This is a genomic window from Shouchella shacheensis, from assembly GCF_001484965.1.
Classification (GTDB): Bacteria; Bacillota; Bacilli; order Bacillales; family Bacillaceae_D; genus Shouchella; species Shouchella shacheensis.
Window position 1 is genome coordinate 167,718 of record NZ_LLYY01000006.1, and the last position, 25,714, is coordinate 193,431.

General features: G+C 50.0%; 23 protein-coding genes and 1 pseudogene. 8 read left to right on the plus strand and 16 right to left on the minus strand.

Annotated features, from left to right (window positions below; all coding sequences use genetic code 11):
- The first annotated feature begins 101 nt into the window (after nt 1-101).
- The 3 genes from AVZ68_RS09030 (at nt 102) to floT (ending at nt 4,357) form a co-directional block, all read left to right on the plus strand.
- A complete protein-coding gene (locus AVZ68_RS09030) occupies nt 102-1,616 on the plus strand; it encodes an FAD-dependent oxidoreductase (protein WP_059104212.1) in 1,515 nt (504 codons plus the stop codon).
- 731 nt (nt 1,617-2,347) lie between these two features.
- Nucleotides 2,348-2,878, plus strand: coding sequence for an NfeD family membrane protein (locus tag AVZ68_RS09040; RefSeq protein ID WP_059104214.1), 531 nt, complete (start codon nt 2,348-2,350; stop codon nt 2,876-2,878).
- A gap of 18 nt (nt 2,879-2,896) precedes the next feature.
- The gene (gene floT, locus AVZ68_RS09045; RefSeq protein ID WP_059104215.1) at nt 2,897-4,357 is read left to right on the plus strand and encodes a flotillin lipid rafts scaffold protein FloT; all 1,461 of its coding nucleotides are present in this window, start codon (nt 2,897-2,899) and stop codon (nt 4,355-4,357) included.
- Nucleotides 4,358-4,716: 359 nt separating this feature from the next.
- On the opposite strand, the gene AVZ68_RS09050 is transcribed toward floT, so the two are convergent.
- The 6 genes and pseudogenes from AVZ68_RS09050 to aldA form a co-directional block, all read right to left on the minus strand.
- Entirely contained in the window at nt 4,717-6,903 is a 2,187-nt protein-coding gene (locus tag AVZ68_RS09050) for a DNA topoisomerase III (protein ID WP_059104216.1), read from the minus strand.
- Nucleotides 6,904-6,942: 39 nt separating this feature from the next.
- Nucleotides 6,943-8,139 (minus strand): class I SAM-dependent rRNA methyltransferase, encoded by a 1,197-nt coding sequence (locus tag AVZ68_RS09055; RefSeq protein WP_059104217.1) that lies wholly within the window; start codon nt 8,137-8,139, stop codon nt 6,943-6,945.
- A gap of 368 nt (nt 8,140-8,507) precedes the next feature.
- Nucleotides 8,508-8,660, minus strand: a complete 153-nt coding sequence (locus AVZ68_RS09060; protein WP_157404614.1) for a hypothetical protein — start codon at nt 8,658-8,660, stop codon at nt 8,508-8,510.
- Nucleotides 8,661-8,844: 184 nt separating this feature from the next.
- A pseudogene (locus AVZ68_RS20695) lies at nt 8,845-8,979 on the minus strand (5-methyltetrahydropteroyltriglutamate--homocysteine methyltransferase); the annotation flags it as partial.
- Between the two features lie 34 nt (nt 8,980-9,013).
- Complete coding sequence (locus AVZ68_RS09065) at nt 9,014-9,355, minus strand: hypothetical protein (RefSeq protein ID WP_059104219.1); 342 nt, start codon at nt 9,353-9,355, stop codon at nt 9,014-9,016.
- 275 nt (nt 9,356-9,630) lie between these two features.
- Nucleotides 9,631-11,076: an aldehyde dehydrogenase gene (gene aldA, locus AVZ68_RS09070; protein WP_059104220.1), complete on the minus strand. Its 1,446-nt coding sequence runs from the start codon at nt 11,074-11,076 to the stop codon at nt 9,631-9,633.
- Between the two features lie 138 nt (nt 11,077-11,214).
- Here aldA and AVZ68_RS09075 point away from each other — a divergent pair, with 138 nt between their 5' ends.
- The 3 genes from AVZ68_RS09075 to AVZ68_RS09085 all read left to right on the plus strand — a co-directional run bounded on the left by AVZ68_RS09075 (nt 11,215) and on the right by AVZ68_RS09085 (nt 12,596).
- Nucleotides 11,215-11,499 carry a DUF3817 domain-containing protein gene (locus tag AVZ68_RS09075; RefSeq protein ID WP_059104221.1) on the plus strand — a complete coding sequence of 95 codons (285 nt, stop codon included), beginning with the start codon at nt 11,215-11,217 and terminating at the stop codon, nt 11,497-11,499.
- 76 nt (nt 11,500-11,575) lie between these two features.
- Entirely contained in the window at nt 11,576-11,920 is a 345-nt protein-coding gene (locus AVZ68_RS09080) for a YflT domain-containing protein (protein ID WP_059104222.1), read from the plus strand.
- Nucleotides 11,921-12,059: 139 nt separating this feature from the next.
- Entirely contained in the window at nt 12,060-12,596 is a 537-nt protein-coding gene (locus AVZ68_RS09085) for a YpiB family protein (RefSeq protein ID WP_245628097.1), read from the plus strand.
- 59 nt (nt 12,597-12,655) lie between these two features.
- On the opposite strand, the gene AVZ68_RS09090 is transcribed toward AVZ68_RS09085, so the two are convergent.
- The 6 genes from AVZ68_RS09090 to AVZ68_RS09115 all read right to left on the minus strand — a co-directional run bounded on the left by AVZ68_RS09090 (nt 12,656) and on the right by AVZ68_RS09115 (nt 18,727).
- Complete coding sequence (locus AVZ68_RS09090) at nt 12,656-13,528, minus strand: metal ABC transporter permease (protein WP_059104252.1); 873 nt, start codon at nt 13,526-13,528, stop codon at nt 12,656-12,658.
- Complete coding sequence (locus AVZ68_RS09095) at nt 13,528-14,442, minus strand: metal ABC transporter permease (RefSeq protein ID WP_059104224.1); 915 nt, start codon at nt 14,440-14,442, stop codon at nt 13,528-13,530. Before AVZ68_RS09095 ends, AVZ68_RS09090 begins: the two co-directional genes overlap by 1 nt.
- A complete protein-coding gene (locus AVZ68_RS09100; protein ID WP_059104225.1) occupies nt 14,420-15,175 on the minus strand; it encodes a metal ABC transporter ATP-binding protein in 756 nt (251 codons plus the stop codon). The genes AVZ68_RS09095 and AVZ68_RS09100 overlap by 23 nt, the downstream gene beginning before the upstream one ends.
- Nucleotides 15,176-15,178: 3 nt before the next feature.
- The gene (locus AVZ68_RS09105) at nt 15,179-16,123 is read right to left on the minus strand and encodes a metal ABC transporter solute-binding protein, Zn/Mn family (protein WP_082676432.1); all 945 of its coding nucleotides are present in this window, start codon (nt 16,121-16,123) and stop codon (nt 15,179-15,181) included.
- Between the two features lie 234 nt (nt 16,124-16,357).
- A complete protein-coding gene (locus AVZ68_RS09110) occupies nt 16,358-17,140 on the minus strand; it encodes a Cof-type HAD-IIB family hydrolase (protein WP_059104254.1) in 783 nt (260 codons plus the stop codon).
- A 207-nt stretch (nt 17,141-17,347) separates the two neighbouring features.
- On the minus strand, nt 17,348-18,727 hold the full coding sequence (locus AVZ68_RS09115; RefSeq protein WP_059104226.1) for a dipeptidase: 1,380 nt from the start codon (nt 18,725-18,727) through the stop codon (nt 17,348-17,350).
- 165 nt (nt 18,728-18,892) lie between these two features.
- On the opposite strand from AVZ68_RS09115, the gene AVZ68_RS09120 reads away from it, so the two are divergent.
- Entirely contained in the window at nt 18,893-20,044 is a 1,152-nt protein-coding gene (locus AVZ68_RS09120; RefSeq protein ID WP_059104227.1) for a GNAT family N-acetyltransferase, read from the plus strand.
- Between the two features lie 135 nt (nt 20,045-20,179).
- Here the strand turns inward: AVZ68_RS09120 and AVZ68_RS09125 are convergent, their stop codons facing one another.
- The 3 genes from AVZ68_RS09125 to AVZ68_RS09135 form a co-directional block, all read right to left on the minus strand.
- Nucleotides 20,180-20,461 carry a hypothetical protein gene (locus AVZ68_RS09125; RefSeq protein ID WP_059104228.1) on the minus strand — a complete coding sequence of 94 codons (282 nt, stop codon included), beginning with the start codon at nt 20,459-20,461 and terminating at the stop codon, nt 20,180-20,182.
- 121 nt (nt 20,462-20,582) lie between these two features.
- Entirely contained in the window at nt 20,583-21,365 is a 783-nt protein-coding gene (locus AVZ68_RS09130; RefSeq protein ID WP_059104229.1) for a hypothetical protein, read from the minus strand.
- Nucleotides 21,359-23,326 carry a methyl-accepting chemotaxis protein gene (locus tag AVZ68_RS09135; protein WP_059104230.1) on the minus strand — a complete coding sequence of 656 codons (1,968 nt, stop codon included), beginning with the start codon at nt 23,324-23,326 and terminating at the stop codon, nt 21,359-21,361. The genes AVZ68_RS09130 and AVZ68_RS09135 overlap by 7 nt, the downstream gene beginning before the upstream one ends.
- Before the next feature lie 486 nt (nt 23,327-23,812).
- Here AVZ68_RS09135 and AVZ68_RS09140 point away from each other — a divergent pair, with 486 nt between their 5' ends.
- Nucleotides 23,813-24,337: a hypothetical protein gene (locus AVZ68_RS09140; RefSeq protein ID WP_059104231.1), complete on the plus strand. Its 525-nt coding sequence runs from the start codon at nt 23,813-23,815 to the stop codon at nt 24,335-24,337.
- A 323-nt stretch (nt 24,338-24,660) separates the two neighbouring features.
- Here the strand turns inward: AVZ68_RS09140 and AVZ68_RS09145 are convergent, their stop codons facing one another.
- Complete coding sequence (locus AVZ68_RS09145; protein ID WP_059104232.1) at nt 24,661-25,710, minus strand: DUF871 domain-containing protein; 1,050 nt, start codon at nt 25,708-25,710, stop codon at nt 24,661-24,663.
- Nucleotides 25,711-25,714: the final 4 nt, after the last annotated feature.

The window sequence follows — 25,714 nt, forward strand, 5'->3', positions numbered from 1 at the left end:
GTGTTGCAAATGGCAAAACTTCGAACAATATCCGCCCCGCTCATAATTACTAGACACATTGTCCATCCTAAGAACAGAACGTAAGAAACGGAGGCCTTTCAATGACAGATTCACACGCTAACTTAACATCCATCTGGCAAACATCTTCCAACCTTCCGACCTACGAGCCTTTGCAAAAAGACATTCATGTTGATGTCGCGATCGTTGGTGGCGGGATTACAGGCATCACGACGGCGTATTTGCTCACTCAGGCCGGCAAAAAGGTTGCTATTATTGAAGCAGATCGAATCTGCAACGGAACCACTGGCCACACAACAGCAAAAATCACAGCCCAGCACGGCCCCATCTACCATGAGCTCCTCTCCCACCTTGGGCAAGAGAAGGCCAAACAGTATTTCAAGGCACAAGATGCAGCGCTCACGTTCATCCGCGACACCGTCAAGAAAGAAGGCATTGAGTGCGATTTTTCTGATGAAGACAATTATTTGTACGCCACTTCGCATCACAGCGAACACCGCTTGGAGCGCGAGTACGAGGCGTACCAACAGCTAGACATTCCTGGAGAGTGGGTTACGAGCCTTCCGATTAATATCACAATTCGAGCAGGACTCAAGCTTCCGGGACAAGCTCAATTCCACCCGCTACAGTATCTCGCCCACCTTTGTAAAAAAATGACCCAACAGGGCGCGCAAATTTATGAACAAACCGTCTGTGAACGAGTCGAGCATGGCAACACCCCTGCCGTTGTCGCCAAAAATGGCGCTCGGATTAGTGCTTCTGCCATTGTTTCTGCTACCCACTTTCCATTTGTCGATGGCGGTGGCTTGTACATGTCACGCCTGCGTGCGGACCGTTCTTATGTGATCTCTGGCACGTCACCTGATTCTTGGCCAGGTGGCATGTACTTGAGCATCGAGCGCCAGCCACGCTCTGTGCGAAGCGCAACGATAAATGGAGAGACCCACCTCGTTATTAATGGTGAAAGTCACAAAGCCGGGCAAGGGATGGACGCGAGAAAACACTACGACGCCTTGCATCAGTTTGCAGATACGACGTTCTCCAACTTTAAAACGGAGCAAGAATGGACGGCTCAAGATTTAATTACGCTTGATGATATCCCGTACGTCGGCCAGCTTTCCAGTATGCAGTCCCATGTGTACGTGGCTACAGGCTACAGAAAATGGGGGATGACCGGCGGCACAATGGCGGCGCAGCTATTAACAGACCTCATTGTCGATGGCAACAGCCTCTACAGCGACTTGTTCAAGCCGATGCGGTTCCATACGGACCCTAGCATTCGCCACTTCTTGAACGAAAACATGAATGTCGCCAAACATTTGATTAGCGGCAAACTCGAACACGTCGCTGAGCAGGTAGATGAACTCTCCCCCGGACAAGGCACCGTAATCAAACACAATGGAAAACGTGCCGGTGCGTTCCGCGATGATAGCGGTGATCTTCATCTCGTGGATACCACGTGTACCCATATGGGCTGTGAGGTGAACTGGAACCACGGCGACTCCACCTGGGACTGCCCATGTCATGGCTCACGTTTTTCCTATAAGGGCGAGGTCATAGAAGGACCAGCGAAAAAGCCGCTGAAGACATTGAAGTGAAGACCGAAATGCGGAGGCGCCCTGCTCACGAGCGACAAGTTCTGGAGCGACGGCAGTATCAAGTCTGGTTTCGGCTTGATCTGACGGCGTGAAGAAACCTCGAGCGAGTGGGCGCCGGAGCTAGACAATCCGAAAAGCGCAGGCGGGTCGCTTAGAAGCGCGGATTTTGGAAGGCCTGGACTAGAAATCCCGGTCTTGGATTTCGGTACAGGACTGAAAAATCCCGAGCTCTTACCCGCCGGGGCTAGACAAAGAATAGAGCAGCCCAAAGGATCGGGCTGCTCTCTTTTTTCTTGAGAGAGGATGACCCAGATCCAGGGCTTTTTCTCGGCGTTCCGAGCCCTTCTCTCGGCGTTCCGAGCCCTTCTCTCGGCGTTCCGAGCCTCTCTCTCGACGTTCCGAGCCCTTCTCTCGACGTTCCGAGCCCTTCTCTCGGCGTTCCACGCCTCTCTCTTGGCATTCCGATCCCCTCTCTCGGCGTTCCACGGCCCTCTCTCGGCGTTCCGAGCCCCTCTCTCGACGTTCCGAGTCCCTCTCTCCGGCGTTCCGGCCCTCTCTCGGCATTCCACGGTGCTCTCTCGGCATTCCGGCTCCTGACAATCTCCTGAAAAAAATCATTTCATCCCAACTCTTCCCAACAAAAAGATGATACCATAAAAAAGGCTGCAACTTTTTGGGCGCAAGCAACGTAGAAGACAGTGAAACGACTCAAGAAAGGAGGCGCATCGCAAATGGAGCTTGATCAACTGTACTTAATCAGCTTGCTTGTGGGCGGCGGCCTGACGCTCATCTACGTGCTTCTCGCTGACGTTCTCGACGGAATATTTGATATATTCGAAGGGTGGCTTTCGCCGACGTTAATTCTGTCCTTTATTACCTTTCTAAGTGCAGGAGGGTACTTGCTTGAACGGTTCTCGTCGATGAACAGCTTTGTGATCGTCGGCATATCCGCTCTGCTTTCCCTTGCCCTCGTATCCGTTCTACACGTCTTTGTTTTGACACCACTGGCGAACGCAGAGGAATCCAATACGTACAGCGATGAAGACTTGCAGGGACGGCGCGGAGAAGTGATTCTATCGATTCCAAAGGATGGATTTGGCGAAGTGGTCTTGCGAGAGGATAGCGGCACGATTGCCAAGACGGCGGCCAGCTTTGAAGGGGAGCCGATCGCAGCAGGCACAAACGTACTGGTGATTGAAGTCAAGCAAGGCGTGGCGTATGTGGCCGCAAAGGATACCTTTCTTGGGGAAGAATTGATTTGATGAAGGAGGAAGATCGAGATGCAAATGGAACTGTTAATTGTGATTGGCGTCGTGGTTGCGATTGTACTCGCACTCGTCGGTGTGTTCGTTTCGCGCTATCGCACCGCTGGTCCGGATGAAGCACTCATTGTTACGGGTAGTTACTTAGGCGGAAAAAATGTCAATATGGACGAAAGTGGAAACCGGATCAAAATTGTCCGTGGGGGCGGAACCTTTGTGATGCCCGTGTTCCAGCAAGCCAAACCTCTCAGTCTCTTATCTAGCAAACTTGATGTACAGACACCGGAAGTGTACACGGAACAAGGGGTGCCGGTGATCGCCGACGGAACAGCGATCATTAAAATCGGTGGCTCCATCGGAGAAATTGCCACCGCAGCCGAACAGTTTCTTGGCAAAACTCGCGATGACCGCGAACAAGAAGCGAAGGAAGTCCTCGAAGGCCACTTGCGTTCCATCCTTGGTTCGATGACCGTTGAGGAAATTTACAAAAACCGCGAGCGCTTTTCTCAGGAAGTGCAAAAAGTCGCCTCCCAGGACCTCGCGAAAATGGGACTTGTTATCGTATCATTTACCATAAGAGATATACGCGACCAAAATGGATACTTAGAATCCCTTGGGAAACCGAGAATTGCTCAAGTAAAACGAGATGCCGACATTGCGACAGCCGATGCCGAAAAAGAAACACGCATTCGCCAAGCGGACGCGCACACGCAAGCAAAACGTGCTGAACTTGGGCGTTCCACCGAAGTGGCCGAATCCGAGAAGTCCAATCAGCTTAAAGTCGCCGAATATCGTAGCGAGCAAGAGCAGGCCAAAGCTCGTGCCGACCAGTCTTATCACCTCCAAGAAGCACGCTCGAAACAAGAAGTCACCGAGCAGCAAATGCAAGTACAAATCATCGAGCGTCAAAAGCAAATTGAGCTTGAAGAGAAAGAGATTGTACGTCGTGAGCGTCAATACGATGCTGAAGTGAAAAAGAAAGCCGATGCCGATCGCTACTCTGTTGAGCAAGCAGCCGCTGCCCAGAAGCAAAGACAGCTGGCCGAAGCGGACGCTGAACAATACCGTATCGAAGCGCTGGCGAAAGCTGATGCTGAGAAAGTCCGTATTGACGGTCTTGCTGAAGCGGAAGCGGTCCGTGCGCGCGGGGAATCGGAAGCCGAAGTAATCCGCCTCAAAGGTCTCGCTGAAGCCGAGGCGAAAGAGAAAATTGCCGAAGCCTTCGAGAAGTACGGCGAGGCAGCAATGCTCAACATGATTCTCGAGATGCTCCCTGAATATGCGAAAGAAGTCGCTGCCCCACTGTCCAACATTGATACAATCACCGTTGTGGACACAGGCTCAAGCGGCGAGGGCGGCGGTGCCAACAAGGTCACTGGCTATGCCACTGACCTGATGTCCTCCCTACAAGAATCGCTCAAAGCGTCTTCCGGAATTGATGTGAAAGATTTGATTGAAAACTTTTCGCAGAAGTCGTAAGCGAAGGTGAAACGAAAACCCGAACCCAGAGGTCTCCCCTCGTTCGGGTTTTTTCTATTTGGGTTTGATTGATTTCACGCACATCCCTACTACCTAACTGCTAAGAACAATTCCCCGGCTTTTTTCGTCACTGCTCCAACAAAATTATACATAACAACACCCGCTCTTTTAGAAGGCAGGGAGTCTTTCCCATGCAGTAGCATTGCTTAAAAATGACACCTCCTGCTTCCTCTCAAGCAGCTGTGCCCATGCCTACGTCACCGGGCCCTTCTCAAATTTGACAAACGATCCTCCCTCAATCGAACGAAAAACAGCTTGCGAGAACCACCTCTCACAAGCTGTCTTTTTCATCGAGTCACTTACTCCTCCTGCTTCAACTTCAGCTTCGCCAACTGATCCGCAAGCGCAGAATTCGCAAAGTCCTCCTCCTTGTGCTGCTTCTTCATATAGTTCTGGACTTCACGCTTCGAGACGTTCTTATTTTTGTTCTGCTTCTGCCGCACCTCAAACTGCGATTTCTTCTCGCGGTGGCCACAAACACAAGCAAACACTTGCCCCTCGCCCTCGCCACGCAGCTCAAGCTTCTTCTTGCATTTCGGACAGCGAGCGTTGGTGACCATCGCGATGTTTTTGCGGTAGCCGCACTCCCGATCCTGGCAGACACGCATCTTGCCCTTCTTGCCGTTCACTTCCAAAAGAAATTTGCTGCATTCCGGGCATTTCTCGCCGGTCTTGTTGTCGTGGCGGAATGTCTTCGTGCCATTTTTGATCTCACGGACGACCGTTCCCGCGTATTGCTTCATCTCTTCAATAAACGCTGTCTTCTTCTGCTTTCCGTTTGCAATGGCTTCAAGCCTTTGCTCCCACTCAGCAGTCAGCGCGGGAGATTTCAACTCAGACGGGACAAGATCAAGCAACTGACGGCCTTTGGATGTCACAAAAAGATCCTTGCCCTTTTTTTCGATTAAAAACGAGGAAAAGAGCTTTTCAATAATGTCGGCGCGTGTAGCCACGGTGCCAATTCCACCAGCTTTGCCAAGTGTTTTGGCGAGCTTTTCATCTTTCTCGCTCATATACTGCGCCGGCTTCTCCATCGCTGACAGCAGCGTTGCTTCGTTGAAGCGCGGCGGAGGGCTGGTCTCTCCGCGGCTACTATCCAACTTGGTGATTTTTTTCGTCTCCCCTTCGGAAAACGCAGGAAGTGTGGCCTCGGCTTCTTCTCCGGCTTCCTCAAGCGCCTGCTCACGCCATCCCGTCGTTACCGGACGCTCTCCCTTGGCCCGGAAGAGCTCACCGTTTGCCTCCGCTTGCACCGTCGTCAGCTCAGCGACGCTTGCCGGAAAGAAATTGGCCAGGAAACGGCGCACGATTAATTGATAGAGCTTAAATTCTTTGTCGCTCATCGCACTCGGCACCGGTGCTTGTTCGGTTGGAATCAGGGCGTGGTGATCGGAGACTTCCTTGTCGTTGACCATATGCTTTTTCGCTTGAGTGAGCGGCTGTTTCCTTGCTCCGGCTACCGTTTTGCGAAATGGCTGCACGTCACACGCCTTCAAGCGCTCATTTAGCGTCTCCACTAAATCAGAGGAGAGGTAGCGCGAATCGGTTCGCGGATAGGTAACCGCCTTATGCTGTTCATACAGCCGTTGAAGTGAACCGAGCGTTTCTTTGGCTGAATAGCCGTAGCGTTTGTTCGCCTCGCGCTGCAGCTCGGTTAAGTCATACAGCTTTGGCGGCGGCGTACGTTTGCTTTTCGCCTGCACGGACGTAATGCTAAGCGTCGCGCCCTTTAGCTTCTTTTTTAACGCCTCTGTTCGATCCGCATCAAATATCCGCTCATCCCCAGACTTTCCGTCAACCCAGCGGAAGGTCACACCACCCTCTGCGTTGGCCCGAATCGTTTCAAACGGCTTCGGAACAAATGTTTGAACATCATCTTCCCTGGAGGCAATCATTGCGAGCGTTGGGGTCTGGACACGCCCGCAGGAAAGCTGGGCGTTATGTTTGGTCGTGAGCGCGCGCGTCCCGTTGATGCCCACATACCAGTCGGCTTCGGCGCGCGCTTCCGCTGCGGCAGACAAATTCTCATACGCCTTGCCGTCCTTAAGTTTGTTAAAGCCATCGCGAATCGCCTTGTCGGTTACTGAGGAGATCCACAGCCTCTTCACCGGCTTTTTCACATTCGCTTTCGCTAAAATCCAGCGGGCAACAAGCTCCCCCTCTCGCCCAGCATCGGTCGCAATGACGACATCTTTGACATCACCGCGATGCAGCTGCTTTTTCACCGTATGGAACTGCTTCGACGTTTGCTTGATCACAACGAGATCCAAACGTTTCGGAAGCATCGGCAGTTCCTCCAGCTTCCACGTTTTATAATGCTCGCCGTAGTGCTCCGGGTCGGCATGAGTGACAAGATGCCCGAGCCCCCATGTGACAATATGCGACTTTCCTTCAAAAAAGCCGTTGCCCTTCTGCTGGCATTTCAGCACGCGGGCGAGGTCCCTGCCCACGGAAGGCTTCTCTGCTAGTACCACTGTTTTTGTCATAACAACACTCCTTTCGACAACATGTTCCACGTGAAACGATTACGTTCGCTCGATAAATAAAACTTTTAAATAGTTTCCTTCTGGGTAGCTGGAGGAGGTTTTAAAATCCTCCGGCAAGCCGTACTCTTCCCGAATGGTATAACTGCATTTTTCCGCCTTAAAGGCCTCTGCCACAAAACGTTTGAATTTCTTCCTATCAAATGTGCTTGCATTCGTGGAGGCCACAATCACGCCATGTTTTGCTGTTACAGAAATCGCATCTCGTAGTAAATTCGTGTAGTCTTTTGCCGCCGTAAACGTTCGCTTCTTGGAGCGGGCAAAGCTTGGTGGGTCAAGAATTACGAGGTCATACCTCAGCTCCTTCTTCCGCGCGTAAGCAAAATAGCGGAACACATCCATCACGACAATTCGCTCGTCTTCGACTTGAATGTCATTAATGAGAAACTGCTCCTCCGTCCGTGGCTGACTGCGATTGGCAAGATCAACGCTCGTGGTCTGTTTTGCCCCACCAAGTGCGGCTGCGACAGAAAAAGCGCCCGTATAAGAAAACGTGTTAAGTACGCGTTTATCTCTAGCGTATTTATCTCTAATTTGCTTCCGCACGTCGCGCTGATCGAGGAAAATCCCCGTCATCGGGCCATCATCTAGGTACACAGCAAACAGCATCTCGTTTTCCTTCACGTAGAGGGGAAACTCCCCCTCTTGCCCACAGACAAAGTCCTTATCATCCACATACTTCCCGTCCGTGGCAAACCTTTTCTTTTGATAGATGCCTTGATATGAGGCGACATTCGTCAACGCTTCTATAATTGGACCGCGGAAAGAATAAATGCCTTCGCTGTACCAGGTCAACACATAAAAGCCGTCATAGTAATCGATGGTCAGCCCGCCAATCCCGTCGCCCTCGCCGTTAAACACGCGAAAAGCGGTCGTATGTGTGCTACGATAAAGGTCAGAACGGCGTGCAAGAGCGGCTTTTAGCTTACCTGTAAAAAACGCCAAATTAATCGGTTCCGCCTCTTCTTGCGTTAGCACCCAGCCTAAGCCTTTATTCTGCTTGCCGAAATAACCGCGCGCGATAAAACGGCCGCGCTCATCTTCAAGCCGAAGGAGCGTGCCCTCCTTCAAGAGATGGCGGCTTGGATCAAAAAGTTCTTTATGTAAAAGGGGATAGCCGTCACGCAACTTTTTCGCTGCTTTCATGTCGACGGGTAGTACAACCTCATCGCTTGTCATCGTCTCACCTCTTATGCGCCATTATAACATAGAGAGGATGCGGCTTTCGCGTCGCACGAAAGGAGAACCTATGCATTCTAACTTAGAAAAATACGAAAACGCGAAACGCTATGATGCTATGAATGACCACTATTCGGAGGATCTCCCCCTTATTTTCGAGTGGGCAATGGATTCAAGATTCTTCATGTTTATGGGAATTGGGACAAGGCGCCACTTGCAGAGGGGAGCAAGCAAATGATCTATGTTTGTCAGAAGAAGTCTCTATGAGTGTGGCGGAGGTTCGTGCATCGTTTCATTACAGCGAATAGGGCTGGAAAAGTGTTGACAAGGCCAAAGGACAGTTATAATCAATGCCATAGCGGATAGAACTAATCCAGTGAATTTCCATGATTAATCGCATAGCCAAGTATTGCACCTAACAGTGTGTTAGTAATGACCAAGCCGTGTAGTTCGTTCATCGAGACAAACGTCAAAAATCCGCCAATAATTGCCAACATTATGGGGGTGTACAATTTTTTCACTGCTGTCTCTCCTCTCTCTTGAGCTCTTAAACACCCATAACCGATTATAAATATATAAAACATGGTACCCTTTTGACCCATGCACTTTTTTTCCGATTAGCTCGAGTATTTTTGGGTGTCCTAATATATACTCCCCCTTTTCCGTTCTCCACACAGAAAAAACCAGCGCGGCGCTGGTTTTTTATTATTCGTCGTCCCACACTTCGCTAGCGACCTCTTTAACATAAGCCAGTTTGGCCCATTGTTGTTCCTCACTCAAGAGATTTCCTTCTTCGGTAGAAGCGAACCCGCACTGTGGGCTGAGGGCGAGGTGCTCAAGCAGAACATGGTGCCATTAGTCCCTTTTCATCTCTCTAATGCTTTTTCGCTCTTCCTATTAATGCACCTATTCCTAATGGCAATAGCGAAAGACATGTCATGAAAACCAATGTTCCACTTACTCCTAACGGCACAAAATAATAGCCCCAGTCCCCGGCGAATAGAAACAAAAGGAGCCTGGAAACTAAGTACGACACCCCAAAAGGAACCAGCATATATAACATACCTTTGACTTTCGCGATCAACCATCCTCCAATAAGGAACGCAAACAGCCACACCCCATAAGCAAAAAGAGAGCCATAGATATATTCCTCAGACATGGCTATGAATCCGTAGGGGAGACACAAGAGAATAACCCCTAAGCGCTGGCCCTTCATGATTCAACTCCACTCCTTCCTAATGATGACCCACCCCTCTATACAAATAAAAAAGTCTGAATTCGCCTAACACATGTTTCTGTTACTTCATCTGGGGCTTGTCCTTTGATCGTTAATGGCCTTGCTCTGCCTTGTATATACAATATATATTAAACACCGAAAATTGATACATATTTTTCGATACGGCATTTCATAAAACATACCAAAATAGCCGCCCTAAAATAGAGCGCAAGTCCTACGAGTTGCGACATCCACTTTAGGGGGTTCTTCGACCTTTAATTCTGCTCTTTAAACTGCAAATACATTACTTGCGTGGAGAGGAAATCATCAATGCCGTTCTTTCCGTCCGTGCCGCCAATGCCTGATTGTCGCATGCCGGCATGATAGCCCTGTATCGCTTCCCCGTTCTCGCGATTCACGTACGTCTCTCCGTAGTGCAAGTCACGAGCAACTTGCATCACTTCGTTGTAGTTATCGGAGTAAAGCGACGAGGACAGGCCATAAATGGAGTCATTGGCAAGGTCAATCGCTTCTTCTAAGGTCGTGAATGTCGTGATTGGAAGAACAGGACCGAAAATTTCCTCCTTCATGATCTCCATATCGTGTTCCACATTTGTGAGAATGGTGGGTTCATAGTAATAGCCTTTGTCCTGGCTGCCCCGCTTGCCACCCGCGAGCACTTTAGCGCCTTGTTCTTTTGCGGCCTCGACCACATCGGCGACTTGATCAAGGTGTTCCGAGCTGGAAAGGGGCCCCATGTCCACACCTTCTTCTTGAATGGAATAACCTAGTTTCGTATCGTCAAACGCGTTTTTGAGCTTATCGTTAAGCTCATCCGCTACATCTTCGTGAACGTAGAGACGTTCTGCACAAATGCACGCTTGCCCCGCGTTTTCCAGACGGGAGAGTTTAATATTTTCAACGGCTAGGTCAAGATCCGCATGTTTGCTCACAATCGCTGGCGCTTTTCCGCCAAGCTCGAGATTCACCTTCACGATGCTCTCGGCCGCTGCCTGCATGACCTGTGTCCCGGCGCCAACGCTGCCTGTCATGCTGACCATCGCGACCTTTGGATGCTTGGCCAGTCTGTTACCGACCGTTGAGCCTTTGCCTGTCACTAGATTAAAGACTCCTTTTGGGAGCTCACTATCATGTAAAATCTCGCTAAGCGCTACAGCCGTATTCGGCGTCTGCTGAGAAGGTTTAATGACCACAGAACACCCGGTGATCAGAGCCGTCGCTACTTTACGAGCAAAGATGAACACCGGGTAGTTCCAAGGCACGATTCCTGTAACTACGCCTATTGGCTTGCGCTGAATCAACAGCTGCTCGTTCGGGTTATCACTCGGCACGATCTCCCCGCCGATTTTTCGGTTCCATTCGGACATATAATAGAAAAGTTGAATCGCATTTTCCAGTTCGCCTCTTGCTTCTTCTAGCGGCTTGCCTTGTTCCTCGCTAAGCATCGTCGCAAAGCGTTCCTTGTCTGCGTTGATCGCATCCGCGATGGCGCGAACCACACGCCCGCGCTCCACCTGCGGCACCTTTTCCCATTCTTTCTGCCCTCGTGCCGCCGCTTCAATCGCTTGATTCGTTTCTTCCTCCGTGGCATCGACGATTTGGGAAATGACTTCTTCTGTCGCCGGGTTGATGACATCGATGGTTTCTGTTGATGCCGACGTGATGAATTGTCCGTTAATGTAAAGCGTATGTGGATTCATTCCAAGTTCCCCTTTCTTGTATATCTTCTATGGAATGGACTTCCCTTACGTCTTTTCTATTAAACACCCGTTCACAAAACGTTCAGCATAGCGGGCAGGAGGGACTGATATACTAAGGGAGAAGAAAGGCGGGAAACGATGTTTAAACTGATCAGTTATCTAGAAGGCGCTTCGTTGCTTTTGCTGCTTTTTGTGGCGATGCCGATGAAGTATATGATGAATGTTCCTGAAGCTGTATCGATTGTCGGGATGGCCCATGGCGTTCTTTTCATCGCCTACATGCTCTTTGTGGCTGGCTTTTTCTTTGGTCGTAAGTGGTCGCTTAAGACGACCGTTTTCGGTAGTGTCGCCTCCGTCCTCCCGTTCGGCACGTTTGTTTTTGAGGGAAGATGGTTGAAGCAACAGGAGCGCCCGATAGCCTAGCTTCAGTCCATTTTTTAAAGAGATGTTTTACGTTTTTTTCGTCCGGGTATCCCTTGTAACTAAGGAGGCGATACGAATGAAACCAGTATACAAAGAATTGTTGAATGATGAAAAAGTCGTTGAAACGGTGAATGCATTGAAAGTCCAAAACATTTCCGAGGATGACATCTATGTGATCACCCATGATGATGAACGTACCGAGCGAGTGGCGGATAACGCCGATGCGAATACCGTCTCCGCACAAGAAACCGGGCTCGGGACATCCATCAAGAACATGTTCCGCAAAAAAGGCGACGAGCTTCGCGCTCAGTTTGAAGAACTAGGCTTTGATGCGGACGAAGCGCAGCAGCTTGAGGAAAAGCTAGACCAAGGGAAAGTGCTTGTGGTTGTGAGAAACCAGACAGAAGGCTTTACGTTGTAATTGCAAATAGATCGACCGTCCTCCATCTGCGAGGACGGTTTTTTGCGTTTAAGGTTGCCGGTTCTCCTTCATGCGTTATACTAAAGAGAGAGACAAGAGGGCAAGGGTGCAAGAAATGGAGGGAACATTCGTGAAGGAAATGCAAAAAAAGCAGTTCATTGCTTGGTTCATGCGACATCACCGCTTCAAGCATAGAGAAGTGCGTTCACTGTTGGCCTATATCCAAGCCCACCCCCATCTGCTCCAACACATTCATTTTACGGAATCCATCCCCCCGGGTACTCGTACCATCGTCATTGCCAGTACACAATCGGATAAACAAGGCTTCCTTTACACAGATGGCCGCAGAAGGACAGAGGATGTAGCTCGGGCGATGGATGACTTAATGAACCATCCGTCCACCCCCTTTTACATGATTGTTCACTTTTATGGAAAAGAACTCAATCACCACTATCAACAGCTCATTGATCGTCCGATTCGCCAGTCGTTTCAGCATTACAAGCGGTTTGAAGCATTCGAAGCCGAGACGAAGGATCTTCTCCATCACATCTCAAAAACCAACAAAGTCGACCGTCTGAAAGCAGCGATTGACAAAGCGTTGGACGACCGGGATCACGAACGTTTCGCTGCACTTTCTAGAGAGCTCCGGAGCTTGCAGGAAACGGAGGTCCTCTAACACGTTCAGAGAAAAAACGAAGCACATGAGAAGAGAGTTTCTCATGTGCTTCTTATCGTTTAACTAGCCGCCTCCCTCGGCCGAACCCAGCGCGAGAGAAGGCCATGCGTAGGGGAGAGGAGAAAGCTGAACAGGAACACCGCCCCGGTCATCAGGGCCATGGAGCCGGAAATGGAGCTATCGATCCAAACGGCAAAATAATACCCAGCGACCGCGGAAAAAATCCCAAAGAAGGCACTTAAAAAAAGCATGACCGAGAGCCGATCTGTCCATAAATAGGCGGCTGCCGCTGGAGTGATTAACATCGCTACGACCATAATCGCTCCGACCGCATCAAAGGAAGCCACCGTCGTGATCGAGACAAGTGTCATGAACAGATAGTGCAAAAAAGCGACGGGCAATCCGATGCTTGCTGCAAGTGCTGGATCGAAGGCGGTAATTTTCCACTCCTTATAAAAAGCAAGAACGCAGAAGGTTACAACGGTGAAGACAAGGAACAGCATCAACGTAGCCACCGGAATGCCTATCCCGAAAACCTCGGTTGTATTCCAAGGGATAAAGGCAATTTCCCCCATCAGCGCGTGCTTCACATCAAGATGGGCATTGCCGACTTGTGTGGCGATGAGAATGACACCCACCGCAAACAGCGTGGTAAACACAACGCCAATCGAGGCATCGTGTTGCACGCCTTTGGAATGAAACCACTGGACGAGAAACGTCGTCAAAATCCCCACAAGCGTGGCGCCTATGAGCATATGCACGCCTTCAAGCGTGTGCGTGATCATAAAGGCAAGCACAATCCCAAGAAGAACCGTGTGACTAATCGCATCGGCCATCATCGCCATGCGCCGCAAGATGAGGTAGACGCCAACAATGCCGCAGGTCATGCCTACAAACGCCCCCGTGATCAGAATCCATCCTTCATAGGAAATCACGAGCGATCACCTTCTTTCATGGGGGTAGCGTGGGAAGCGCCTGCTTTTTTCTGCTGCCGAAACTCCACGTATTCAATAAGCAGTCCTTTTTCTTTGCCAATAAAAAGGGAGACAAGGAAAAACCCTGCTGCTGAGAGAACAATGAATGGGCCCGTTGGCCAGCTTGCTCCCTGCGCACTAAAAAAAGTTCCGAGCGCCCCAGACATCCCACCAAAAGCCGCTGAGAGCATCATCATCGACCGAAACGAGTGCGTCCAGTAGCGCGCGCTTACAGCTGGAATAATGAGTAGAGCAGCCATTAAAATCACCCCGACCGCTTGAATGCCAATGACAATCGTCAGCACAAGGCCGAACACATAGAGAGCGTTCATCGTCGTCATTGGCAGCCCAAGACCTTTTGCAAAGTCAGGATCAAACAGAAAGAGTTTCCATTCTTTAAAAGCAATGGCAATCATGAAAATCACCAGCCCAGCAAGTGCGGACATGATGTAGACATCCTGCCTGACCATGCTTGCGGCCTGACCAAAGATAAAGCTATCCAAGCCGCTTTGATTGCCACCCCCTGAAGAGTTGACAATGGTAAGCAGAACGATGCCTGCCCCAAAGAACACGGACAAAATAATGCCCATTGCCGCGTCTTCCTTAATGCGGCTATTTGCTTTAATCACTTGGATAAAAACCGCACCTAAAAGAGCACTGACGGCTGCACCGATGATTAGATATAATAAGTTTTTTTCGTTTAGGATCATAAAAGCGATAACCACGCCAGGCAAGGCCGCATGAGAGAGCGCATCGCTCATTAAGCTTTGCTGGCGCCAGTAAGCGAGCGTGCCAAACATTCCTGCCGCTAGGCCGAGTAAAATCGCACTGACCAACACCCACTGAAAGTTAGCGGACGCTAAAATGGACATCGTGCGCTCCCTCCTTCATGAAGCGAACGGCTCCCCCGTAGGCACTGGCAATGTTCTCTGCCGTGAAGGTCGCGTCGGTTGGTCCGTAAGCAACCACATGACGATTTAAGAGCAGCACATGGTCAAAGTAATCCGCAACTGTCTGCAAATCATGGTGCACCACAAGCACGGTCTTCCCCTCGTTTTTCAGTTCCGCAAGAATCGCCATAATTGCACGCTCGGTTGCCGCATCCACACCCGCAAGCGGCTCATCCATAAAATACAGGTCAGCCTCTTGAACAAGGGCGCGTGCAAGGAACACGCGCTGCTGCTGGCCACCGGAAAGTTGGCTGATTTGTCGCTTCGCAAAGTCGGTCATCCCGACTTTTTCAAGGGCCTCGTATGCTTTTTGCGCATGGCGCTTTGTGGGCCATTTTAGCCAGCCGATTTTGCCGTACAAGCCCATCATCACGACGTCTAGCGCATTTGTAGGAAAATCCCAGTCGACGGAGCCCCGCTGTGGCACATAGCCGACGCGCTTTTTTTCTTTCTCAAACGCGGACCCGAAAAAAGAGACCTCTCCGGCCAGGCGCGGGTGCAGGCCAAGAACTGTTTTAATTAGCGTCGACTTACCGGCTCCGTTTGGGCCTACAATTCCGGTCAGCGAACCCGGCTTCACGGAGAATGTGACACCATCAAGCACGGTATTCTTTCGGTACGCCGCCCGAACTTGTGACACATTCAACACGTTCATGTATTACTCATCTCCCTGATTAAGAGCCTCATAGATGGTATCAACATTGTGACGATACATGCCTATATATGTCCCTGTCTCGGTACCATCCTCGCCCATTGCATCTGAATATAGTTCCCCACCAAGCTCAAGTTCGGTACCCGCTTCATTGGCGCCTTCAATCACCGCTTGAATCGAGCTGTCGTTTACACTGCTTTCGACAAATACCGCGGGGACGTCTTTTTCAACAACTGCATCAATCGTGGATTGAATATCGGAAATCCCCACTTCATCTTCTGTGCTAAGCCCTTGCAGAGCGACCACTTCCATGTTATTCATTTCGGCAAAATATTGAAAAGCGTCATGCGCAGTCACTAGCACCCGCTGTTCTTCGGGAATTTCCGCAAGCGTTTCAACGGAGTATCCCTTTAGCTCATCAAGCTCTGCGAAATACTGCTGTTTATTTTCCTCGAAGACCTCGGCATCATCAGGGGAAAGCTCCTTTAACTCTTCCACCCCGGCATCCAGCGCCTGCTTCCAAAGCTCGACATCAAACCATATATGCGGATCGTCAGCGCCTGCCTCCTCTTCATCTTCCAGAAGTACGGAACGGTCGACGCTTTCCCCTAGGGCAACCGCTGGTACATCGGTGTTTTCAAAAACATCATTCATTTGCGCTTCAAGGTTGAGCCCACTATAAAGAATGAGGTCTGCATCGGTTAACGTCGAAATGTCTCCCTGTGTCGCTTCATATAAGTGCGGATCCACGCCGGGTCCCATTAAGTTGGTCACTTCCACACGGTCACCGCCGATGGTGGCCATTGGTTCGCCAATTTGCGCAATGGTTGTGACAACTTGGATGGGTTCATCCCCAGCGCCCTCGTTTGCTTCTCCTGTCGATCCTTCTTCATTGCAAGCTGCTAGTAGCAAAACGGCGCTTAGCGCAGCTGTAGGCAATCCCTTTTTCACTGAAACTCCTCCTCCACTAATTTCATCGTTGTTGACGATGGTTCGTTTTTCTGATGTTAAGATATGCAACAAAGCTTGACTACTTTCTTCTAAACAATAATGTTTCTTTAAACCAACTTTAATAGCCCGTACCAACTTTGTCAAGAATTTTTATTTCCGGAGCTAGACAAAAAAACGCTCATGAGAACTTGATGTCTCACGAGCGTTTCTACATATTTAGAAGGGGTGCCTTCATCAAAGCCGCGGAATCACGACCCAGCGCTGAATAGCGGCTGCGACCCCGTCCTGGTCATTTGTGGCTGTGACCCAATTGGCCACTTCCTTTACGGCTTCCTGTGCGTTGCCCATCGCTATGCCAAGGCCCGCCTCATGGATCATCGCAATATCATTCAAACTATCGCCAACGGCCATCACCTGATCCATCGATAGATTCAGCTCCTGACAAACACGCTTCAGCGCACTTGCTTTGTTGATGCCAAGGGCGTTAATTTCCAAATTGGTCGGGCTGGAATTGGTGATTTCCGTTTTTCCCTTGGTTCGAAGCGAATCCACAATCGACGCACGAAGCTCATCATCATTCGTGTCAAAGCCGAACTTCATCCATTCATGATCGTGTGGATTATCGGGAAGCTCTCCCCTGAATATGTCCTTCGTTGTCGCCCCCCAAACGTGAATATCTGCTGATTTATGTAATTCATATATATGCTCGATCACATCACGATCCAATACATTGCGCCACAGAAGCTCTCCACTGCTATGCCAAATCTCACTTCCATTGACTGTGACTAAATAGGAGTTTAAATTAAGCGATTCCGCATATTTCCCGCACGTCATCAGTGTTCTTCCGGTACTAAGGACGACGTGCACACCGTGTTCTTGTGCCTCTGCGATCGACTCTCTGTTTCCGGCTGAAATTTCGTGTGACGGATTAAGCAAGGTCCCATCCATGTCTAAGGCAATTAGCTTAATCTCGGGGGCATCTTCTTGTTCCAGCGTAGCGTGTGATGCATTGCTCATAAACGTACCATCCTTTCGTCCGATATTCATTCTCCTCTATTCTACTACATAACAAGGACGTTACGTCTGCCTGTCTGGCCATTCGCCAAAAAAAGCATTTTTTCGAGCACACACCGAAAGGCAACTGCGCTGTGCAATTGCCTTTGCCCAATTCCTGTGCACTGAAGGTAAGCGATCCAGCCATTATGTTATCATGGAGGGGCCGGTTTACCGTCTCTGTTGCTCGGCAAGCTCCCGCCAAAACGCTACAATCGTTTCTAGGCCTTTGTCAAAATTCTCAAGGTGAAAATGTTCATTGGGCGCGTGGAAGTTTTCGCCCGGCAGTCCGAAGCCCATGAGGACAATCGGCACTTGCAGCTGGGCATCAAAGGTTTCGACAACAGGAATCGAACCGCCCATGCGCGTGTACGCCACCTCTGTTCCGTACACCTTTTCATATGCCTTAGCAGCAGCCTCAAACGCTGGATGATCCACAGGCGCTGCAAACGGCTTGCCTTTGTCATGCCGCGTGGTCGACACCGTGACACCCGCAGGGGTATGTTCCTCAATATGAGCCTCGATCTTCTCCAGCACATCATCTGGGTCTTGGCCCGGCACTAAGCGACATGTGATTTTCGCATGCGCCTCAGCCGGAATGACCGTCTTGACCCCTTCTCCTTGAAAACCACCATAGACCCCGTTCAGCTCAAGCGTCGGACGAATCCAGGTCCGCTCACGAGAGGTATAGCCAGCTTCTCCAAAGAGTTCAGAAACACCAACCTCTTTTTTCATCGACTCATCGCCATCGCCGAGCGCCTTCATGCTTTCCTGCTCTTCTTCACTTGGCGCTTCAATTCCGTCGTAAAACCCTTCGATCGTCACCCGACCATCCTCACCGCGCATCGAATCAAGCAGCTGCACAAGCGCGTGCAGCGAGTTCTGCACCGCCCCTCCGTAGAGTCCAGAGTGCAGATCGCCGCTCGCCCCGCGAACGTCGATTTGCAGCGCGCAAAGGCCTCTCAGCCCTGTGCAGATGGCCGGTTTTCCAGCCTCAAGCATCGGCGTATCTGAAATTACAAGGATGTCTGAAGAAAGTCTCTCCTTCTCCGCAACCACAAAATCATCAAGATTGGGGGAGCCGATCTCTTCCTCGCCTTCAATTAAAAACTTCACATTGAACGGAAGCGTTCCTTCTGCTTCAAGCATCGCTTCCACCGCTTTGATGTGCATAAACGTTTGTCCCTTGTCATCCGTGGCCCCGCGTGCGTAAAGCTTATGATCGCGAACCGTCGGCTCAAACGGCTCGGTTTCCCATAGGTGAAGCGGGTCGACCGGCTGCACATCGTAATGACCGTAGACTAGAATGGTGGGAGCTTCCTCTGCCTTTAGCCACTCGCCATAGACGACTGGATGTCGTTTCGTCTCAAGGATTTCCACCTTCTCCATTCCAGCATTCCTCAACGCATTCGCCGTCCATTCAGCAGCCTCTTTCACATCGTCCTTATGCTCAGAGATAGAGCTAATGCTTGGAATGCGAAGGTACTCCTGTAACTCCTGTACATAGGTATCTCGCTTGCTTTGCAGGATTTCGGTTACGCGATCTGTCATCGTCAATCTCTCTCCTTTAGCAACTATCTAATAGAATGATTGTATCATAATTTTTTTCCGAATATGAAAATGGGGGCGTCTCCAATCTAGGCGATCCTATATACGAAGAAGGAATTTCAATCAAAGAGAGCGAATCACTACAATGGCAAAAGAAGGAGGTAGAGCGTGGCGATCCAAACATTAACGTATGACCAATTTGAACAATCCTTTCAACTAGGAAGTTATGCGTTTCAATTTGATGACAATGAAACCAACCGTAAGCGGGCTCAAGCCGCATGGAAAGAAGGCGAAACGTACGGCCATATGGAAGAAGATCAACTGCTTGCAAAGTTGACGTTGCTTGATTTAGACGTTGATATTCATGGAGCGATTATGCCTATGGGCGGGATTGCTGGAGTGGCGACCTATCCAGAACAGCGTCGAAAAGGGCTTGTCAGACAGCTTCTTGTTCATGCCCTTTCAGAGATGAATAAACGAGGCCAGCTCCTCTCCTACTTGCATCCATTCTCGGTTGGCTTTTACCGAAAGTTTGGCTGGGAAATTCTTTGTGAGGAAGTCTCTTTTGAAATGGAACGAGGCCAGCTGCCGCAGCCAAGCCTTCTTTCTTCTGGGGAGATCATGCGCGTAGACATAACAGACACGCGTCTGCATCGAGTGTACAACCAGGCGCGACAGAACGGGATGCTTGTTCGTGATGCCAAGTGGTGGAAGGGGCTTGAGCGGAAATATGAAGGGAAAAAGGTCGCGCTCTATGTAGACGACGAACGCGTCCCGAGAGCTTACCTTATTTATGAAGTGAAAAAAGAAGAGTTTCAAATGGAAGAGCTTTGTTACGCCCACCGTGAGGCTCTATCAGCCATGCTTTCCTTTATCGGCCAACATGATTCCATGATCGAAAAAGCAACCGGGACGTACACGGCGGGCGAGGCGCTGCATTATTATTTAGCCGACCCGCAAATTGAGCTGGAGATTGCCCCTTACTTTATGGGGCGCATTGTGAACGTTGTGCGTTTCTTAGAAGCCTATCCATTCCAGGGCGGAGATGCGGCACTGACACTTCGCATCCATGATGACTATGCGCCTTGGAACAACGGCATTTTTCACCTTAAGCGGGAAAACGGACAAACCACTGTCGAGCAGGGGGAAGATGAAAGAGGAATCGATGTCTCCATCCAAGCCCTCTCAGCCCTCCTCCTCGGATATCAGAATGTATCCTTTCTAGAAACGGCCGATGAGTTGAAAGGCAACGAAGCCGAGCTAGCGACGCTCTCCTCCATTGTGCCAATGGAGAAACCGCGTTTTCCTGACTTTTTTTAGTATAGAAAAGCGCAGGCGGGTCGAACAAAAGCGAGGGTTTTGGAAGGCCTGATAATAGAAATCCCGATCTTGGGTTTCGTTACCGGATCGTAAAATCTCGAAAGGGTAGCCCACGGGTGGCTACCCTTGCTTCTTTTATGCTTGTTTTTGGAGCAGCCTTTTTAATTCTTCCTGCTTCTCAGCCTTCACGCTGAAATCACGCGTATAAGAGGCAACGTCGGTGTTCTCATTCACCGGCTCTAACTTTAAGGTCACGAGCGGTTCGTTCTTTGGGTCTTGCTCCACCATCTCGTGCTCATATTGCTTCCAAGCAACTTCAAATAACTCATTATTGGCAACGTCGTCCTCGGACTCCTTCTCCCAGACCGAAACGAGCTCTTTGCCTTCCTCTTTCAAACCAAGCTTTAAACGGTTCATTTAATACCTCCTTTCATACTCTTTCTTTACCACCAGAAAAGGTTCTCAAACGTATCTCGTGTTATTTTTATGGTCTTTGATGATTCGTTTGAGGTTGGGTAGGAGAAGGCAGGCCCTCTACCTAATCAAGCTGCAGTGCAGGGCGCCTCCGCTTTTCTTGATCCAGCTGCGGCGCCCACTCGCTCGAGGTTTCTTCACGCCGCCAGTTCAAGTCAAGGGCAGACTTGATCTGCCGTCGCTCCAGAACTTGTCGCTCGTGTGCAGGGCGCCTCCGCTTTTCTTGATCCAGCTGCGGCGGGTAGGAGCGTCGAGATTTTTCGTCCTGACAACGAAATCCAAGGTCGGGATTTCTTTTGTCAGGCCTCCAACATTCTCGCTCCTGTTCAACCCGCCTCCGCTTTTCTTGATCCAGCTGCGCCGCCCACTCGCTCGAGGTTTCTTCACGCCGCCAGTTCAAGTCAAGGGCGGACTTGATCTGCCGTCGCTCCAGAACTTGTCGCTCGTGTGCAGGGCGCCTCCGCTTTTCTTGATCCAGCTGCGGCGGGTAGGAGCGTCGAGATTTTTCGTCCTGACAACGAAATCCAAGGTCGGGATTTCTTTTGTCAGGCCTCCAACATTCTCGCTCCTGTTCAACCCGCCTCCGCTTTTCTTGATCCAGCTGCGCCGCCCACTCGCTCGAGGTTTCTTCACGCCGCCAGTTCAAGTCAAGGGCGGACTTGATCTGCCGTCGCTCCAGAACTTGTCGCTCGTGTGCAGGGCGCCTCCGCTTTTCTCGATCCAGCTGCGGCGGGTAGGAGCGTCGAGATTTTTCGCCCTGACAACGAAATCCAAGGTCGGGATTTCTTTTGTCAGGCCTCCAAAATTCTCGCTCCTGTTCAACCCGCCTCCGCTTTTCTATCACCATTTAAACATTTTGACCATTTCTTCTAGTTCGTCTGCTAGCTGCGTTAGGTTCGTCGAGGAGCTTGAGATTTCTTCCATGGAGGCCAGCTGTTCTTCTGTCGCCGCTGAAACATTTTGAACGCTTGAAGAAGTCGTCTCTGCCGCTTCTGAAATTTTGCCATAGGAGAGAAGAAACTGTTCAGTGCCCTCAGACATTTGCCCGGCCTCGCTCGTCACAGAGGCAATTTTTGCACGCACGTCATCCACGTTTGTTTGAATCAACGAAAAGGCTTCGCCGGCCTGTTGAATCACTGTTACGCCTCTTTCTACTTCCGACTTCCCTTTTTTCATTGCTGCTCCAGCACGAATCGTTCCATTTTGTACGGCCGATATTTGGCCCTGTACGGTCTGAGCCGCTTTCGCCGACTCCTCGGCAAGCTTCCGCACTTCCTCGGCAACCACAGCAAAGCCTCGTCCATGTTCACCTGCGTGGGCCGCTTCAATCGAGGCATTGAGCGCAAGGAGATTGGTTTGTTCAGAGATCTCGGAAATTACGCGAATGACCTGCGTGATCGTCTCCGACTGACTCCGGAGCTCATCAATCGTCGAAGAAATGTCTGACACATGAGCATGGATGACATCCATTTGCCTCACACTCTTGTGTATCCCTTCCTGGCCTTCATGAACGGCCGTCGCTGCTTCTTCTGCTGCATAATTCACTTGCTGCGCGCTTGATTTAATATCCGTTACGCCTTGAGAGACGTTTGTAGCAGCTACATTGCCCTGCTCGATGCTTGCCGCCTGCTCGTCGACGCCCGTGGATACCTCTTGCATCGCCATCGTGATCTGCTCCGTCGCCCTCATGTTTTGCTCAGTACTAGCCTGAAGTTCCTCTGAAGAAGCCGCTAAATACATAGACTTCTCTCGAATTTGACTCATCATCTTCACAATCGACAGTCGCATTTCATTGAACGATGCAGCAAGCACGCCGACTTCATCATTGCTTGCCCGCATAAAGCCCTCCTGTTCCCGCAAATCGCCCTTGCTGATCGTTTGCGCCGAACGTGCGAGGGATCCAATCGGGGAGGCAATCGAACGCGTGACTCCATAGACAATTGCTCCCCCGAGCAAAAGCGTGACCACGCTGACGATGATGACCGTGCGCACAATCGGAGCAACGAGTGCCTCTACTTCATTTGGAAGCATCGCTCCAACAAGCTTCCAGTTCACCGGCTGTACCGTTTGAAAGGAGAATTCCCGTTCGACCCCATCTTGAACGTACGTCAATTCCCCGCTTTCCTCACTAATCTGAACGGATAGATCGGCCGGCAAAAACGAGCCAACCTCTCGCTCCGGATGCGTTAACACCCGCCCTTCAGAATTCGCTAAAAACACATAGCCTGTGCTTCCAATCGTCGTCTCCTCAATCCGGTTCAGCACCTCAGCGATGTCTAGCTCCACTCCCACCACTGCTTCAAACCCCGGCGTTGGTGCGCCGATCACAAGGGTTACTTCCTCGGTCTCTTCATTAATCAACGGTTCACTGACAGAAACGTCCACCTGCCTGCCCATAACGTCCCGATACCACTGGTTGGACTGAAGATCATTGACGGCCTGAACACCTGAATCTTCACTGTAAGAAATCGAGTCGTCCTCTCTGGTAACAAGATACATTTCCTCCACCCGGTCGTTCCCTTCCGAGAAAGCAACCAGCCGTTGTTCCACTTCGTCATTGATGCCATCGCTAAGATCGATCGTTGAAGCCAAAAACGCAATGCTGTCTGTCTCTGTTGCAACAAATTGTTGCAAATAACTGTGCAAAGTCCCCGTAGTCTGTTCTGCATTTTCTTGCATCGTTTCTCCGACGTTAGCTTTCGTGCTCTGATACGAAGCAACGCCTATCGCTAGACTTGGAGCAAGTAAGAATAAAGCAAACGCTACCAATAACTTGCCTTTTAACCCGAGTCCTCTCCGTCCTTTCATTGCATCCTCCCCCTAAAAAACATTCTCCCCTCTTCATCGGCTGATCATGGGGAATTGTGTAGGTCAGTAAGGGGAAAAACACAAAAGACTCGTTACTCTTCTGAATGAGTGAGTTCTAACAAAACCCTATCTTAGCAAACCAAGTTGAGAGTCTTGAAATTCGAGGACTAGGTTCAAGAGCTCGGTTTTAGCGTTCTAGCAAAGTAGACCAGAAAGTAGACGCGTTGGAAATAAGCTAGATAAAGACTAATCAGAAAAAAGTACGCGGCTAAATGCTTACTTCTCATTTAGGTATTTATAGAAAATTACCTGATTCTCACTATCAGCTAAGTATTCGTTCAATTCTTCATTACCCTGTTCTAAAATTTCATGGGCCATATAACTGATTGTAGGATCAGACGTAGTTTTCATAAAATATATTTTTTGCGTTTTTTTTAAAAATCACTTACTATTGACCTTAAAACAAGTTAAATTGGAGAGATTATTATGGACATTTTCAAGCGGATAGGAATTCTATTTATTGGCTTTGTTGCATTATCCGGATGTCAAGACTCAGGCCAAGAACCAGAGGCAAATGACACTGCTCAAGAGCCTGCAGAAGTTCTCGGAGAAATTCCTACAATAAGCATTTATTCAGAGGAAGATGAAATAGAAGAGGGGATTAATAGCAGGGCAATCTGCTGGAACTACTGTAATCAGGATGAATTAAGTTCGAGAAATGCACAAAAAGAAGTGGAAGGCCTTCCAGCTGTTTCTTTAGAAAAAGGAGAACTTGTTACGGTTGAAATCAATCATGAAGGTATTGTCGCTACTAATGACTCTCTCGAAACGACACATTATCTAATAACTTCCGAGAACAGTTCTTCTTCACAGGAAAGAGATTTAGAAGGAAATTCTTTTGAGGTCGAGGGTCACGAGAACAGGACTTATACGGTATACACGGACTGGGAAGACTCAGACAATCAGCTTATAGGCAGGATTCAAACCACTTTCAGCGTTGAAATTGATTAATAGAGAGGTTCCGCTTGAAATCAATTACATGAAAAGCGAATTGAACTGAAAATCAATATCCTGCTTTCTCAACGATATCAGGCTGTTGCTTTTTATACTTTTTGCCAGTCAACCGCCGTCGTCCAGCATGCTTCAGTAATCCCTGCACCCTTGTTCGCTTAATATAGGCGAGAAGACGGGGCACGCAACATGATAGGTTCGTGAACGAGTGAAGTAAAGAGAGTGCAAGAGCTCGGACCGTGACCCTCAAGGCTCGAATAATTAACAGTTTACGGTAATTTATTGAAGACTATTGAACCCCCCTCATCTTTGAGGGGGGTTCTTTAAGACCACCGAATCGTAAACTTGACCCCGCCGCCAATCAAAGAGAGCAGGGGCAGATCCTCATCAATGACGCGACCAAGAACGTTGACCTTATCATCCCGTGCCAAGTCACGCTTCGTGACCTGTACCTCTCCTTGGTAGCGACCATACTTCTGGTTGTCGATCGTAATCGTACCCCTAGGTCTTGCCAGCGTGTGACGCGGGGCGATCTCACGGGTTCCGTACAAGGAGCGGGAGGCTTCGGAGCGCAGGCAATCTCGCGCCGCGTCCTTGCGATTTTGGTGATCGCACGTTATATCCGGAATTTCCTCCACAGGCTTTGCTCGAAGCACGATCCGCCCCTCCTCCCTGTACGCTTGGAACTGCTCCAGTGTCGAGTCTTCCAGACCAACATCCCCCACAAGGATGGTAGGCACTTGCTCTCTAAAGGTTAAATCCAACCACGCGGCAAAAGGGGAGACACCGCGATGCTCCTCTATCGTCGGCAACCCTTCATAGAGGGGCCCACGTTTCTCATCGCCCGGAACAAAAGCCATGACCTGAAACCCCTCGTCTTTGAGCCACTCATTCCATTCTCTGAAGTCTTCTCGGGCGAGACCCGTTTCAGGACGAGGGTAAAAATTGTGCCACACCTCAGTTTCAGCTGGGTTCAGTCCTTTTCCCTTTAATAGCGACACGTCCGCAGCGGTGAGCGTGCTTGCGTTGAGCACCACCTGAATGTGCGTTGATACCGCAACAATCGTCTCTGGCTCGATTCCGTAATCAATGCGTAGACCTGTCACCCCCCACGCCTTTACATCCTGTGCTTGGTCCCACCTCTTATCCAAATGCTGCAAAGACTTCGTGGAAACATCTGCGATAAAGCGAAGCCCGTGCTCCTTCGCAAAGGCGCCCACTTCCTGCAGTCGGCCCGCGTAAAGCGCAACATCATCCTCGGGAATGTGAAGCGACGTAAACATCGTGTCAAACCCATGGGCCACTAAGTTCCGAACCCTGTCGTGCTGCTCTTCGAACGGGCGAGACAGGTAGACTGAGAATCCTAGACTCATCGTT